The sequence below is a fragment of the Photobacterium rosenbergii genome, from assembly GCF_033022775.1.
Lineage (GTDB): Bacteria > Pseudomonadota > Gammaproteobacteria > Enterobacterales > Vibrionaceae > Photobacterium > Photobacterium rosenbergii_A.
This window is the reverse complement of the sequence record NZ_JAWJZI010000008.1, coordinates 112947-125836: the sequence shown is the minus strand read 5'-3', so window position 1 is coordinate 125836 and position 12890 is coordinate 112947. Positions and strand designations below refer to the sequence as shown.

General features: G+C 51.1%; 12 protein-coding genes. All 12 read left to right on the top strand.

What is annotated here, in order from left to right; genetic code table 11:
* Nucleotides 1-36 precede the first annotated feature (36 nt).
* The 12 genes from R2X38_RS18240 (at nucleotide 37) to rng (ending at nucleotide 12881) form a co-directional block, all read left to right on the top strand.
* Nucleotides 37-621: a prepilin-type N-terminal cleavage/methylation domain-containing protein gene (locus R2X38_RS18240; RefSeq protein ID WP_317523756.1), complete on the top strand. Its 585-nt coding sequence runs from the start codon at nucleotides 37-39 to the stop codon at nucleotides 619-621.
* A gap of 23 nt (nucleotides 622-644) precedes the next feature.
* The gene (locus tag R2X38_RS18235) at nucleotides 645-1166 is read left to right on the top strand and encodes a type II secretion system protein (protein WP_317523755.1); all 522 of its coding nucleotides are present in this window, start codon (nucleotides 645-647) and stop codon (nucleotides 1164-1166) included.
* A 99-nt stretch (nucleotides 1167-1265) separates the two neighbouring features.
* Entirely contained in the window at nucleotides 1266-1802 is a 537-nt protein-coding gene (locus R2X38_RS18230; RefSeq protein ID WP_317523753.1) for a prepilin-type N-terminal cleavage/methylation domain-containing protein, read from the top strand.
* Entirely contained in the window at nucleotides 1786-2481 is a 696-nt protein-coding gene (locus R2X38_RS18225; RefSeq protein ID WP_317523752.1) for a prepilin-type N-terminal cleavage/methylation domain-containing protein, read from the top strand. Before R2X38_RS18230 ends, R2X38_RS18225 begins: the two co-directional genes overlap by 17 nt.
* On the top strand, nucleotides 2481-3227 hold the full coding sequence (locus R2X38_RS18220) for a PilW family protein (RefSeq protein WP_317523751.1): 747 nt from the start codon (nucleotides 2481-2483) through the stop codon (nucleotides 3225-3227). The genes R2X38_RS18225 and R2X38_RS18220 overlap by 1 nt, the downstream gene beginning before the upstream one ends.
* On the top strand, nucleotides 3217-3648 hold the full coding sequence (locus R2X38_RS18215) for an MshP protein (RefSeq protein ID WP_317523750.1): 432 nt from the start codon (nucleotides 3217-3219) through the stop codon (nucleotides 3646-3648). The genes R2X38_RS18220 and R2X38_RS18215 overlap by 11 nt, the downstream gene beginning before the upstream one ends.
* Nucleotides 3641-8179 carry a DUF6701 domain-containing protein gene (locus R2X38_RS18210; protein ID WP_317523749.1) on the top strand — a complete coding sequence of 1513 codons (4539 nt, stop codon included), beginning with the start codon at nucleotides 3641-3643 and terminating at the stop codon, nucleotides 8177-8179. The genes R2X38_RS18215 and R2X38_RS18210 overlap by 8 nt, the downstream gene beginning before the upstream one ends.
* A gap of 115 nt (nucleotides 8180-8294) precedes the next feature.
* A complete protein-coding gene (gene mreB, locus R2X38_RS18205; RefSeq protein ID WP_039464726.1) occupies nucleotides 8295-9338 on the top strand; it encodes a rod shape-determining protein MreB in 1044 nt (347 codons plus the stop codon).
* A gap of 40 nt (nucleotides 9339-9378) precedes the next feature.
* Entirely contained in the window at nucleotides 9379-10239 is an 861-nt protein-coding gene (mreC, locus tag R2X38_RS18200; protein ID WP_317523748.1) for a rod shape-determining protein MreC, read from the top strand.
* A complete protein-coding gene (gene mreD / locus R2X38_RS18195; protein ID WP_317523747.1) occupies nucleotides 10229-10717 on the top strand; it encodes a rod shape-determining protein MreD in 489 nt (162 codons plus the stop codon). The genes mreC and mreD overlap by 11 nt, the downstream gene beginning before the upstream one ends.
* Before the next feature lie 107 nt (nucleotides 10718-10824).
* Entirely contained in the window at nucleotides 10825-11403 is a 579-nt protein-coding gene (locus R2X38_RS18190) for a Maf family protein (protein WP_317523746.1), read from the top strand.
* An 8-nt stretch (nucleotides 11404-11411) separates the two neighbouring features.
* Nucleotides 11412-12881, top strand: coding sequence for a ribonuclease G (rng, locus tag R2X38_RS18185; RefSeq protein ID WP_317523745.1), 1470 nt, complete (start codon nucleotides 11412-11414; stop codon nucleotides 12879-12881).
* The last annotated feature ends 9 nt before the right edge of the window (nucleotides 12882-12890 follow it).

Here is a 12890-nt window from a genome sequence, read left to right as displayed (position 1 = left end):
GTCGATTTGACAAAAACAAAAAAAGGGTGAGTAAAGATGAAAAAACAAGCCGGTTTTTCGTTGGTGGAATTGGTGATTGTCATTATCGTGGTTGGCCTGCTTGCAGTCGCCGCTTTGCCTCGATTCCTGAACGTCACGGATGAAGCTAAAAAAGCACAAATTGAAGGTGTTGCGGGTGGATTTGCGACCGCTGTTCTTTCAGCTCGTGCACAGTGGGAAGCATATGGTCGACCACAAAATAATAACTTAAATGCTGTGAATTATGACGGCACTGAGTTTTATTTATCGACAATCACGAATAGTAATAATTTTCTGACCCGCGAGGGATACCCCCTTTCTGCGGCTCGCCGTAACGTGGCTTCAATGCGAGTGAATGATTGTGAATGGTTAATGACTGAGCTACTGCAAAACCCTCTACAAGTAACGTCAAAAGAAGCTGATTTAGCTAATGGCGACTATCAGTACTTTGTTGAAAAAACAGATGGCGAAGGTGTTGATACTGAGTGTCGTTACTATCAATTGGCATCATCAAACTCAAAAGGCCAGACAATTGAGCCAACTTCTGGTCATTTCTTCTCATACAAACCTGCCTTGGGTCAGGTAGCTGTAACTCTCAAATAATAATTACTTTTCAGGAGTAGTATATGAAACGTCAAGGCGGTTTTACGCTAATTGAAATGGTCGTTGTGATCGTAATTCTGGGCATTCTAGCAGTAACTGCTGCACCTCGTTTTTTGAATCTGCAGGGTGATGCTCGTGCGTCAACTATGGAAGGCTTGAAAGGTGCGATCAACGGCGCGACTGGTATTGTTTACGGTAAGGCTGCTGTTGAAGGTAAAGAACAGTTAGATGGTAGAGATGAAGATGTATCCGATGCCGTGGTCGACAATATTAAAATTAGCTTCGGTTACCCGCAGGCTGATGCTGATGGCTTAACTGCTTCATTGAAGCTTGATTTAGCATCAGATAACAATAAAGGAGAGTGGCGTGTGGCTTATGACGCTGATGATGCTCCATATAAGGCGGCTTATACTCTAGCTGCAATTTCGTTGCCTTCGGGGGATTCTCCATTCGAGCAAATTCAAGCAACGGAATGTTATGTTGAATATACAGAAGCTGTTTCAGGTACTGAAGCAGAAGTTAAAGTAATTAACACCGGTTGTTAGTTCTGATATAGCGCTCCCAGGAGCGCTATTTATTCAGGGCAATAGCATTCAATATTGCCCTCAATAAATAGAAACCATCAATAACCTCCCGGGTGATTCATGCCCCGACAGTATTACGAACAAAGCTATACAAAAAGTACTGGCTTTACCCTTCTCGAACTCATCATTGTTATCGTGCTGATTGGCATTGTCAGCGTGACCGCGGCCTCGCGCCTGTTCGGGCGTAGCGGGTTTGATGCTGTTTTAGCCCGTGACCAAGCTATTTCCATCGCCCGGCAAATTCAACTGGTGGGAATGAATAGCCCGGTAGACCCTATCAACCCAAATAGCTGCCTAGCCCTTCAGATCAGCACGACCGAACTTGGTTCCGATAATTGTGCCAGCAACAGCCAATCCACCCGCAAGCTGACTTTTGATAATGATGGGATCCACTTTGCCTTTTTTGATGGGGCCAATTCACAAGCTTCATCGGCCATTTACTTCGATATGCTCGGTCGCCCTTTCGTCGTACAAAATCAGCAACTACAGCGCATCTGTACCGCCTCAAATTGTCAGGTGACTATTACTTCGCGCAATGGAGAGCAGGCGAACTTATGCATCAACAGCGAGGGGTTTATCAATGACTGTACCATCTAAGTCACCTCGTCAGCAGGGTGGTTTTTCCTTGATTGAAGGCATTATCACCATAGTGATTTTGGGTATTGCGATGGTGACTCTGACCAGCTTCTTGTTCCCGCAAGTTGAGCGCTCGGCAGCGCCTTATTACCAGGCTCGTGCTGCAGCGATTGGTAATGCCTTCCTTAATGAAATCCTGTCGCGCAAGTTTGATGAAAATTCAGATCCGTTTGGTGATAGCAGAGTGCGTTGTGATGAAGAAGGCCCAGAGGGTAAGACTTATCACTGCACAATGCCTGATGGTGATGGGATATGGCCGCTTGATAAAGAGAGTGAGTACTTCGACTATGTCGTGCCGGGCGGCTCGCTTCCTGCAGGAAAAGGGCTGGTAGTCGCAGTTGCTAACGATGTCGATGATTTTCACGGTTGTTGGGGGGACTTGTCGCTTTGTTATGATCGTTACAGTTACAACCAGTTTCCTTGGCGTGGGGCAATAGAAAACCTCACCGGCGAGGAGGTGGCAGAGGCCGACACCTACCGCAATATGACTGTCAAGGTGGATGTCCGCTACGACAGTCGCTTTAACACAGCGTATTCACAGGACACGCCTTATCCCCATCAGCACAAGCGGGTTGTGGTCGAAGTCGATACCGGGCGCCACGGCAAGTTTGATTTTGTGGCTTATCGGAGTAACTACTGATGGCTAGTTGGACTTCAAGCAAGGCCAGCAGAGGATTCACGCTGATGGAGATGGTCATCAGCTTGGTGATGCTCGGTATTATTGCGCTGGCGATAGGCAGTTACCTTCAGTTGGGTGCTGAAGGGTATGTTAGCACTGTCAGCCGCGAACGCGTCCAGTCCCAAGCCCGCTTTGCCCTAGAGAAAATGACTCGCGAAATCCGCCATGCCGCGCCTAACAGCCTAGCTGAAACGGGAAATTGCGTCAGCTTTTATCCGATTCATTTCGCAGGGTTTACCCTTAGCAGTACTCGAACAACCAATGTTGAGTTAGTACCTACTATCGGCAGCGAGGCAGAATGGATAGCAATCATAAATGATGACAACCTGGCCCTAGCAGCAGGATTCGGAAGTGCTGCCGACTATGCTGCGCAACCCTATAAAATTGGCCGGGTGGATGCCGGGCCGGATGACAGTGGTACGGTACGGGTGAGTGTTTCTGCACCACTTGATAACCGTTCTCCGGCTAATCGGGCTTATGCCTACGGCCAACCGGTTTCCTACTGTCTGGAAGCCAATGTGTTGCGGCGAAAATCAAGAGGCTCCTCAGTGGCGATTGCCGAGCAGGTATCGGGCTTTGATGTAGCAGTGAATGGTAAAGGACTGGAAAACAATAGCATGGTACACATGAATTTGACGTTCCAGGATAGCCGGACGGGTGAGAATTTCAGCTACGAGCACACAGTACAGGTGATCAATGTTCTATAGCAGGCAGCGCGGCAGCGCATTGGTGGTATCGCTATTTATCATTACCGTTATGGGGGCCTTTGCCGCCGCCATGATCCGCATTGATTGGTCCGCTCAGGACACCACAACCCGCGAGGTGTTCTCGACCCGCGCCTGGTATGCGGCGCACTCTGGTAACGAAATCGTCTTGAGCAAGCTGTTCCCGCTGGGGCAAACAACATCAGCCCCACAAGCCTGTGATCAAACATACGATTTCAACCAACAGGTCGAGTTATTCTCATGCCAGACATTACAGGTCAGCTGTAAAACCCATAGTTACAAAGAAAACGGCCAGCCAGCCAACAAATATCAATTAGAAAGCACCGCAACCTGCGGCAGTGGCCAGTTTACAACGACCCGCACCCAAGAAGTGTGGGCGAAGGATTTGAATAATAATGAATAAAATCATAAAGCTACTTTGCGTTGTGCTGTTGGCTGCCTCTTTTTCAGGGTACGCAAAAGCGAACGAAATATGCTACGTCAAAAGTAAAAAAGACTTTAGTGTCTCATTTGATATTGATGATGCTGATTTGGAAGAAACAGTCTGGGCCTACCAGAGCAATGGCCATAACCTGCGAAATAAGCGAGCTCGGGCACTGTGGACAAATGATGCGAGTGTTTCAGGGGAGGTTATCTACGAGCCAACCATGAAGGAAGGCCGAGATTACCGAGTTTGGTTGTGGTATGAGCATACTGGAAGCGCAAACCAAAAAGCCGGGTATCTGCATTATTACTTATTTCTCGATGGCGCTTGGGTTCACCAAAAAAAGGAGTGGGCTGATTTAAGTGGACTAAATAGTAATGCGATTACTGTATCGCCCGGTGATGATGGTGAAGTTGAGGACTTTCGCTGTGAAGAAAATCCTGGCCCTCCTCCTATTGATGAAAAGCCTGATTACAATGAAAACGCCCAATTCGAATTCGGCTCGGCCTATTGCTCGTCTGAAAGCTGCAGCTTTGATTTGCACAAAGAATACCTCTATGAGCCGGTAGTGATCTTAATGCCGACCATCGGCAAGCAGGCGGATAATGCCAATGGCGAAAGCCCGGACAGCGATGCGCCGGCCTCAGCTTTTGTCACCGATATTGATTTGATAAATAATCAGGTAAGCTTTGAAATTCGTAAGCCAGATCGGGTTGCTGGCAGTGTCCAGCAAATGACCAAGGTGGATTACTTGGTGGTGGAGCCGGGTACCGCCGACTTCAATGGCCGGACAGTGGTGGCAGGGTATGTCGAAACAGACAAGCTGGTTTATATCAACGGAGGGGGGGAATCCAATGAATCGGCATGGGCAGCTGTCCCGTTTGCTGATTTTGGCTTATCCGCACCTTTCAGTTCAAACCCTGTTGTATTGGCGCAGGTACAGTCGGATCGCAACAATAAGTGGTTGACCGCCGCAATGCGCGGGCAGGACAAGATGACGCAACTGCCAAACAAGGAAGGAGTCGAATTATCGCTTGAATTGTCGCGCTCCCGTCTTGGGGATAGCTACGGTGCTGAAAAGATAGGGTTTGTTGCGGCACTAGCCGGTAGCGGCCACGTTGATGGCTTCAACTACCATTTCGGCCGCCTGACAACGCCGCATGTCACGGGCAATAAGCCACTCGAGCAAGGCTGTTCAACCTTCCATGATTTGCAGGTTGAGAGCATATCAGGGGTGGTCGCCAAGAAAATGGAACGCAACGGCGGCCATGGTGGTTGGCTGCGGCGCTGTCGCATAAACACTAATCAAGCCAGTTTCGTTGTGGACGAGGATCACCTGGAACGAAGCCACTTGCCTGAAGTTGTGGGTTACTTTGCCGTTGACCAAGATTATCAGTTGCCTGAGCACTGTGAGTTTTTCCCCGGCGCCGCTCAGGCACACGGTTCATCAGGTAAGATTGAAATCTATGATTACTCCTTTGTCCATCAGCCAGGTAATGTGTTCCAGCTGGGTTTCACCGACATCAATGATGGCTCAGGGCTGGGGGAGGCTTCCTGCCGGACCGATAGCGCATCCTGGAAGTGCGAGATAAATCCTACGGGGATGGTTGAGTCGATAACCCTACCGAGTTTTCCCGGCGGGGGGATCAGCCGCTCTTATTATGATGGCAACACGTACGAGTTGTCTTCGGAGGATGTATACAGCCGGTTGGAAGCCGGCTCGACGACCGTATTGCAGCTGAACAAATCTGGTGATTACTGGATCCGTAACCTGACCTTGAATGGAAGTGCCCGGTTAGAAGTGGCTAGTGGGGTTAAGGTTCGGCTGTTTGTCGAAAGTCTCCAAACAAATATCGACTCATCAATTAACCACAGCGGCGAGCCAGATAACTTCATTTTGATCGGGGTGGGCAGCAATTCCAGAATCCACTTGACCGGGTTAACGACCTTTAATGGGATGGTGTATGCGGAAAATAAGGTAGAGCTGAATTCCAAGTTCACGTTTGATGACGACATCTCGAACATGCCTGCCACCATTACCGGGGCGGTGACTGCCAAACATATCTTTATGTCCGATAAGAGCAACATCCGTGCTGGCGGGCAGTGTTTTACCCCAGTTGAGCCTGAATATCATATCGTTGCGTTGGATCCCCAGGACTTGTCCCTAACCTGTGATAGGCAGTTAGTGCGGTTCCAGGTGCGGGATAAGTCAGGCCAACCTGCTGGCAGCTACAGTGGCAAGGTCAATGTGTCGACCGACCTCAATGCAGCCAACAAAGCCTATTGGTACCGCCAGCAGGAAGACGGAGAAAGCGGCAAGCTCGATGTTAGCCAGACGCACGCATTTTCCGTTGATAGCAATGGTATTGTCTCGCTGTGGTTGCAGAGTGATGTCGTCGGCACTATTGTTGCGACCGCAAGCCTGTCGGTCGATGCCGATGAGAAAGATTCCGGGCGGTACAGTTTTGTCCCGTTCAAATTTGATATCAACAGCGGCCATATCCCCGCTGTCGCCGGCAAACCGGCTGATATCACGATTACCGCGAAATCTTGCAGTGATACTGACGGGGCAAACAAGGATAAAGTTGCTGTTGGTTACGAAGGCAACAGAACCCTGAAGTTTTCGACGGCCTACATTGCGCCTCGTCAAGGGCTGAGCAGCAGCAATAGCCATCAGCTGGAGCTGAGAAAGCCGCTCATTAATGACCTGGACAGCGGTTGGAGCGTTGAAGAGGTAGAGCTCAACTTTGTCAAAGGGGTTGCTGATGCCCAATTGCGCTACCTTGATGCGGGCAAGACGTCGTTAACCATTCATGATCCTAACTGCACCCTGGATAAAGGCTGTGAAATCTTGCCGCAGGGCCAACTGTTGAGTAAAGCCAGTATCGGTGACTGGACCCGCTTGGAAGGCTCCCAGTCGGTTTGGTCGCGCCCTTATACCTTCGCCTTGTGCAATGCGGGTGAGCATTTGATCGAGTCAGCGACAGGTACAGCGACAAGTGGTAATGCATTTATTCCTGCTGGTGAGGAGTTTTATGTCAAGGTGAAGCCGGTGATCTGGCTGGCGGGTGATGCTGACCACATTGATGCCAATGGTAATGCAACTGCATTGGTAGACAGTAGCAATATGTGTGGCCGTGCGGTAACACCGGGGTTCTATGTTAGTGATGCACCAAAAGCTACAGTGGCACTTTCGATTCCGACCGGGGAAGGTGTGAGGCCGCATTCACCAAATAAGGAAGGCGCAGTTAGTGGTACTCTAACCAGTACTCCATTAAGCAATGAGGCAATAAAAAACAGTAACTTTACCGCGAAATGGACCGAAGTGGGGAGTATTCAGCTACAAGCTTCTACTCAGGGCGACTATCTGGGAATGAAAATGAACATGGGCTTTCGCCCGGTGGGGCGCTTCTATCCAGATGCCTTTGCCATCGTCTCTGCCGAGAGTGGCAAGCAGTATCCAGCCGGACAGTCATTTGCTTATATGGACCAGCCTTTTTCTGCTCATTTCAAGGTAGAAGCGCAGAATGCTGATGGTAAGCCTACGAAAAACTACGGTGCATTTTCGCCAAGCAAGCAAGTTGGCTTAGAGATCGCAGCGGTAGATATGGCTGTTGACTACCCTTTGTCAAACGACCTTACCGGGCGGGTCGATTGGGGGGACTTCCCCAATGGTTGGCAAAAAAGCTGGAACGGCGCTTACATTACGGTCAATAGGTTCAATTTAGCCTTTAAGCGCGATGTCAAAAGTGCCGCTTCTAAGAATAGGGCAGTGACGACACAGCCTGATGGGCCTTATGGTGTCGCTCTGGGGATTATGCGCGAGGCGTTGGGAGCCAGTGAGGCTGACTCGATTGGCTACCCGGACATCGCTGTGGACCACGTGCTGATCCCGTGCGACCTGGGCCAAGACGGTTGTACAGATGCTGCTTCAAGGGACGTCATGAAATTTGCCACCTTCAATACCCGCTATGGCCGCATGGCGCTGGACGATGTCTCCGGCCGCTTCGACAGTGAACTGTCTATACCGCTTCGAGTCGAATACTGGGATGGGCTGGATTTTGTGACTAACAAACAGGACAGCGTGTCGGCCTATGATGGCAACCTATCTTGCAAACAAATTCTTTCCCAGTCTGACACTGCCGTGACAAGCACCTCGTACACTAGCGGGTCAGGAAATGTAGAATATGGGAACACTCGCTCAGGCGATTTTGTTGCGGTGCCGACCGAGGCGAAGGATGATGACGGTAATGCATTGATTTACCGTGAGCAGGTACGTTTTTGGCAGAAGGTTATCGATGATAGCCCAATGGCGATAAAGGGCGAGCCGGAAATCGCCTGTGAGGCCGGTCCATCCATCGGCCATAGCAATAATCAGCCATGGCTGACCTTTGATTGGCGTGGTAAGGGTGATGAAAGCCCGCACGCGACAGTGACCTTCGGTGCCTACCGGGGTAATGATCGTGTGCTCTACCGCGGTGAAAAGGGCATTAATACAATGCTCAATTAAATAAAATGCCGATCTGTGGCAGGTTTGACAATCCTTGCCTTGTCTCGATCCGCACCCCTTGATACATTTAGCGCAATTTAACGAATTTGTGAGCTTGCAGGATTAGCCGAAGACTATGTTTAAAAAACTTCGTGGCATGTTTTCTAATGACCTGTCTATTGACTTGGGTACAGCCAATACCCTTATTTATGTCAAAGGACAGGGCATCGTACTGGATGAACCATCAGTAGTAGCGATCCGCCAGGATCGTGCCGGAGCAACTAAGAGTGTGGCCGCAGTCGGTCACGACGCCAAGCAGATGCTGGGCCGTACTCCGGGTAATATCGCGGCAATCCGTCCGATGAAAGACGGTGTTATCGCGGACTTTTACGTTACTGAAAAAATGCTGCAGCATTTTATCAAGCAGGTGCATGACAACAGCCTGCTGCGTCCAAGCCCACGAGTTCTAGTTGCGGTACCTTGCGGCTCTACTCAGGTTGAGCGCCGTGCTATCCGTGAATCTGCACAGGGTGCAGGCGCACGTGAAGTGTATTTGATTGACGAACCTATGGCGGCTGCAATCGGTGCGGGCATGCCTGTATCTGAAGCAACCGGCTCGATGGTGATCGATATCGGTGGTGGTACCACTGAAGTTGCGGTTATCTCGCTAAACGGTGTGGTTTACTCATCATCAGTGCGTATCGGTGGTGACCGTTTCGACGAAGCGATCATCAACTACGTGCGCCGTAACTACGGTAGCCTGATTGGTGAAGCAACAGCAGAACGCATCAAGCACGAAATCGGCTCGGCTTACCCGGGTGACGAAGTGCGTGAAATCGAGGTTCGCGGCCGTAACCTAGCTGAAGGTGTGCCACGCAGCTTTACCCTGAACTCAAACGAAATCCTAGAAGCGCTGCAAGAGCCGCTGACAGGTATCGTATCGGCCGTGATGGTTGCACTCGAGCAGTGTCCGCCAGAGCTAGCATCGGATATCTCCGAGCGCGGCATGGTACTGACTGGTGGTGGTGCGCTGCTGCGTGACCTTGACCGTCTACTGACCGAAGAAACCGGTATTCCAGTGGTTGTGGCCGAAGAGCCGCTAACTTGTGTTGCCCGTGGTGGTGGTAAGGCACTGGAAATGATCGACATGCACGGTGGCGATCTATTCAGCGAAGAATAATGCCCGTCCGGGCATATCGACAAACAGGTTATAGTGTTACATGAAACCTATCTTTGGCAGGGGCCCCTCCCTGCAATTGCGCCTGTTTCTAGCCATTTTACTGTCGGTTGGCCTAATGCTGGCCGACAGTCGTCTTGACGCCTTTGCCAACGTCCGTTACCTGCTCAACTCGGCCATTTCCCCGTTGCAATATGCAGCTAACCTGCCTCGAGATTTACTCGGTGGCGTATCCGGACAGTTCAGCTCGCACCGGCGTCTGCTGGCAGAAAACAAAGCCTTGCAACGTGATCTGCTGGTTCAGCAGAGCGATGTCTTGCTGCTCGAGCAGCTAAAACAAGAAAACCAGCGCCTGCGCGAGCTATTGGGCTCGCCGTTTGTCCGCGACGAGAAAAAACTGATCGCCGAGGTGATGGCAGTGGACTCTGATCCCTACAGCCATCAGGTAATGATCGACAAGGGGCGGGTAGACGGTGTCTACGAAGGCCAGCCGGTGATCAACGACAAAGGGATCGTCGGCCAGGTGTCCTATGTGGGCGCCCATAACAGCCGGGTGCTGTTGCTGATCGACCCGACCCATGCGATCCCTGTGCAGGTGGTGCGAAATGATATTCGGGTAATTGCCTCGGGCAGTGGCCAAATTGATCAGATCCAGCTTGAGCACGTACCGAGCAGCACCGACATAGAAGTGGGTGACTTGCTGGTCAGCTCGGGCTTGGGGGGACGGTATCCTGAAGGTTATCCGGTCGCCAATGTCACCGAATTTTCGTTCGATAACAAGCGCCCGTTTGCCCAAATCAAGGCAAAGCCAACGGTGCAGTTCGATCGTCTGCGTTACCTGTTGCTGGTATGGCCGACTCCGCGTGAAACCTTGATTGAGGGAGAGTTCAACAGTGGCGAATAGTCGCGCTAACGGCCGAATTTGGATTTGGCTATCGTTTTTGATTGCGCTGATCCTGCAAGCTGCCCCTTGGCCCGGGGAGCTGGAGCCATTCCGTCCATCATGGGTGGTGCTGGTCGCATTTTACTGGGTGTTGGCCCTGCCGCACCGGGTCAATGTCGGTACCGCATTGATATTGGGTTTGCTGTGGGATTTGATGCTCGGCTCGACGCTGGGTGTGCGGGGGCTGATGATGTCAGTCCTATGCTATATCGTCGCGCTAAACTTTCAGGTATTGCGTAACCTTTCATTGTGGCAGCAGGCGATGCTGGTGGCCTTGCTGACACTCGGTGGCAAGCTGGTTGAATTCTGGGCTGAATACCTGGTTTCCGTGATCACTTTTGATCCGGAAAGGCTATGGGCTGTACTGCTTAACTTCTTGTTATGGCCATGGTTATTCCTGTTGTTGCGACGGATGCGCCGTAAGCTCTCAATTCGTTAAAATGGTCTCCCAATGGGATCCGTTCAATGCTAGGGTGTAACCAGACACATCGAACCTGCTTGAATGGATCACTTTGATTTATCACACAAAACCAAATGAATGATATCATGTCGACACCGCAACTCTATTTGGCCTCGGGCTCGCCGCGCCGCAAAGAACTCTTGACCCAACTTGGCTACCAGTTTGAACGGGTCGTGGTCGATGTTGAAGAACAGCACCAAGTTGGTGAATCGCCTGCTGATTATGTCCAGCGCTTGTCTGTCGACAAGGCAATGGCGGGTGTTGCAGTTGTCGATGGCAAGGCACCGGTATTGGGCGCAGATACGATTGTAGTGTCGGGGGATCGCATCTTGGAAAAACCCAAGGATTTTGACGATGCCCGGCAAATGCTTAGCCTACTGTCAGGCAAGCGCCATCAGGTGATGACGGCGGTGACCGTGGCCAGTGAAGAGCGCCGCGAAACGCGCTTGGTGGTGACCGACGTGTGGTTCAAGACACTGTCAGATAAAGAAATAGAAGACTACTGGCAAAGTGGTGAGCCGCAGGATAAAGCAGGAAGCTACGGCATTCAGGGGATCGGCGGCAAGTTCGTCGAACGTATCGATGGCAGTTATTACGCTGTGGTGGGGTTACCTTTGGTGGAAACCGACATCATGGTTCAAGACTTTTTAGATTTATCAATTTAGAGGCAACCATGAGCACAGAGCTGCTAATTAACGTGACCCCGAGTGAAACTCGCGTCGCTATGGTCGAGTCGGGCACCCTGCAGGAAGTCCACATTGAACGTGAGTCCAAGCGCGGGATTGTTGGCAATATTTACAAAGGGCGTGTTAGCCGCGTTCTACCGGGAATGCAGGCGGCCTTTGTTGATATCGGCTTGGAAAAAGCGGCTTTCTTGCACGCTTCGGACATTGTTCCGCACACCGAATGTGTGGCGGAGAACGAGAAGCAGCAGTTCCAGGTTCGCGATATTTCTGAGTTGGTTCGCCAGGGTCAGGATCTGGTGGTACAGGTAGTCAAAGATCCTCTGGGTACCAAGGGTGCCCGCCTGACGACGGATGTCACTTTGCCATCTCGTTACTTGGTGTTCATGCCGGGGGCAAGCCATGTTGGCGTTTCGCAGCGAATCGAAAGTGAAGATGAGCGCGAGCGTCTCAAAGCCGTGGTAAATGAATACTGCGATGATCTGGGCGGTTTCATCATCCGTACCGCCGCGGAAGGGGCAACTGATGAAGAAATGGCGCAGGACGCGGCGTTCCTCAAACATCTATGGCGTAAAGTGCTTGAGCGCCGTGCCAAGTACAAGCCGAAATCTATGCTTTACGGTGAGCTGGGTCTGGCGCAGCGTATCCTGCGTGACTTTGTTGGCACCGAGCTAGATTGCATCCAGGTTGATTCCCGCCTGGGCTACGAAAAGCTCAAGGAATTTACCGATGAGTTCGTGCCGGAGCTGAGCGACAAGCTGGAATACTATGCCGGCGAGCAGCCAATCTTTGACTTGTTCGACACCGAGAATGAAATTCAGCGCTCGCTAGATCGCAAGGTTGAACTGAAATCAGGTGGTTACCTGATCATCGACCAGACTGAAGCGATGACCACGGTGGATATCAATACCGGTGCCTTTGTCGGCCGCCGCAACCTTGAAGAGACCATCTTCAATACCAATATCGAAGCCACCAAGGCCATTGCTCGTCAGTTGCGCCTGCGTAACTTGGGCGGGATCATCATTATCGACTTTATCGATATGGCCCATGACGATCACCGTCGCCGGGTATTGATGGCGCTGGAGCAGGCCTTGTCCTACGATAGGGTTAAGACCAACATCAATGGCTTTACCCAGCTGGGCCTGGTTGAGATGACACGTAAGCGTACCCGCGAGAGCATCGAGCATGTCTTGTGTGATACCTGCCCGACCTGTGAAGGTCGTGGTACCGTGAAAACGGTGGAAAGTGTCTGCTACGAAATTCTTCGTGAGATCACCCGAGTCAACCGTGCCTACGATGCTGACAGGTTTGTCGTATACGTGTCACCGGCAGTGGCCGAAGCGTTGGCCGGTGATGAATACCATGCCCTTGCCGAGTTGGAAGTCTTCATCGGCAAGCAAGTGAAAATCAAGGCAGAGCCGCTGTACGTACAAGAACAGTTTGATGTCGTGATGATGTAAAGCGGAGCA

Bases quoted from the DNA above. Each gene is read 5' to 3' on its own strand.
- R2X38_RS18240 (WP_317523756.1), top strand. From the start codon at position 37: ATGAAAAAACAAGCCGGTTTTTCGTTGGTGGAATTGGTGATTGTCATT.
- R2X38_RS18235 (WP_317523755.1), top strand. From the start codon at position 645: ATGAAACGTCAAGGCGGTTTTACGCTAATTGAAATGGTCGTTGTGATC.
- R2X38_RS18230 (WP_317523753.1), top strand. From the start codon at position 1,266: ATGCCCCGACAGTATTACGAACAAAGCTATACAAAAAGTACTGGCTTT.
- R2X38_RS18225 (WP_317523752.1), top strand. From the start codon at position 1,786: ATGACTGTACCATCTAAGTCACCTCGTCAGCAGGGTGGTTTTTCCTTG.
- R2X38_RS18220 (WP_317523751.1), top strand. From the start codon at position 2,481: ATGGCTAGTTGGACTTCAAGCAAGGCCAGCAGAGGATTCACGCTGATG.
- R2X38_RS18215 (WP_317523750.1), top strand. From the start codon at position 3,217: ATGTTCTATAGCAGGCAGCGCGGCAGCGCATTGGTGGTATCGCTATTT.
- R2X38_RS18210 (WP_317523749.1), top strand. From the start codon at position 3,641: ATGAATAAAATCATAAAGCTACTTTGCGTTGTGCTGTTGGCTGCCTCT.
- mreB (WP_039464726.1), top strand. From the start codon at position 8,295: ATGTTTAAAAAACTTCGTGGCATGTTTTCTAATGACCTGTCTATTGAC.
- mreC (WP_317523748.1), top strand. From the start codon at position 9,379: ATGAAACCTATCTTTGGCAGGGGCCCCTCCCTGCAATTGCGCCTGTTT.
- R2X38_RS18190 (WP_317523746.1), top strand. From the start codon at position 10,825: ATGTCGACACCGCAACTCTATTTGGCCTCGGGCTCGCCGCGCCGCAAA.
- rng (WP_317523745.1), top strand. From the start codon at position 11,412: ATGAGCACAGAGCTGCTAATTAACGTGACCCCGAGTGAAACTCGCGTC.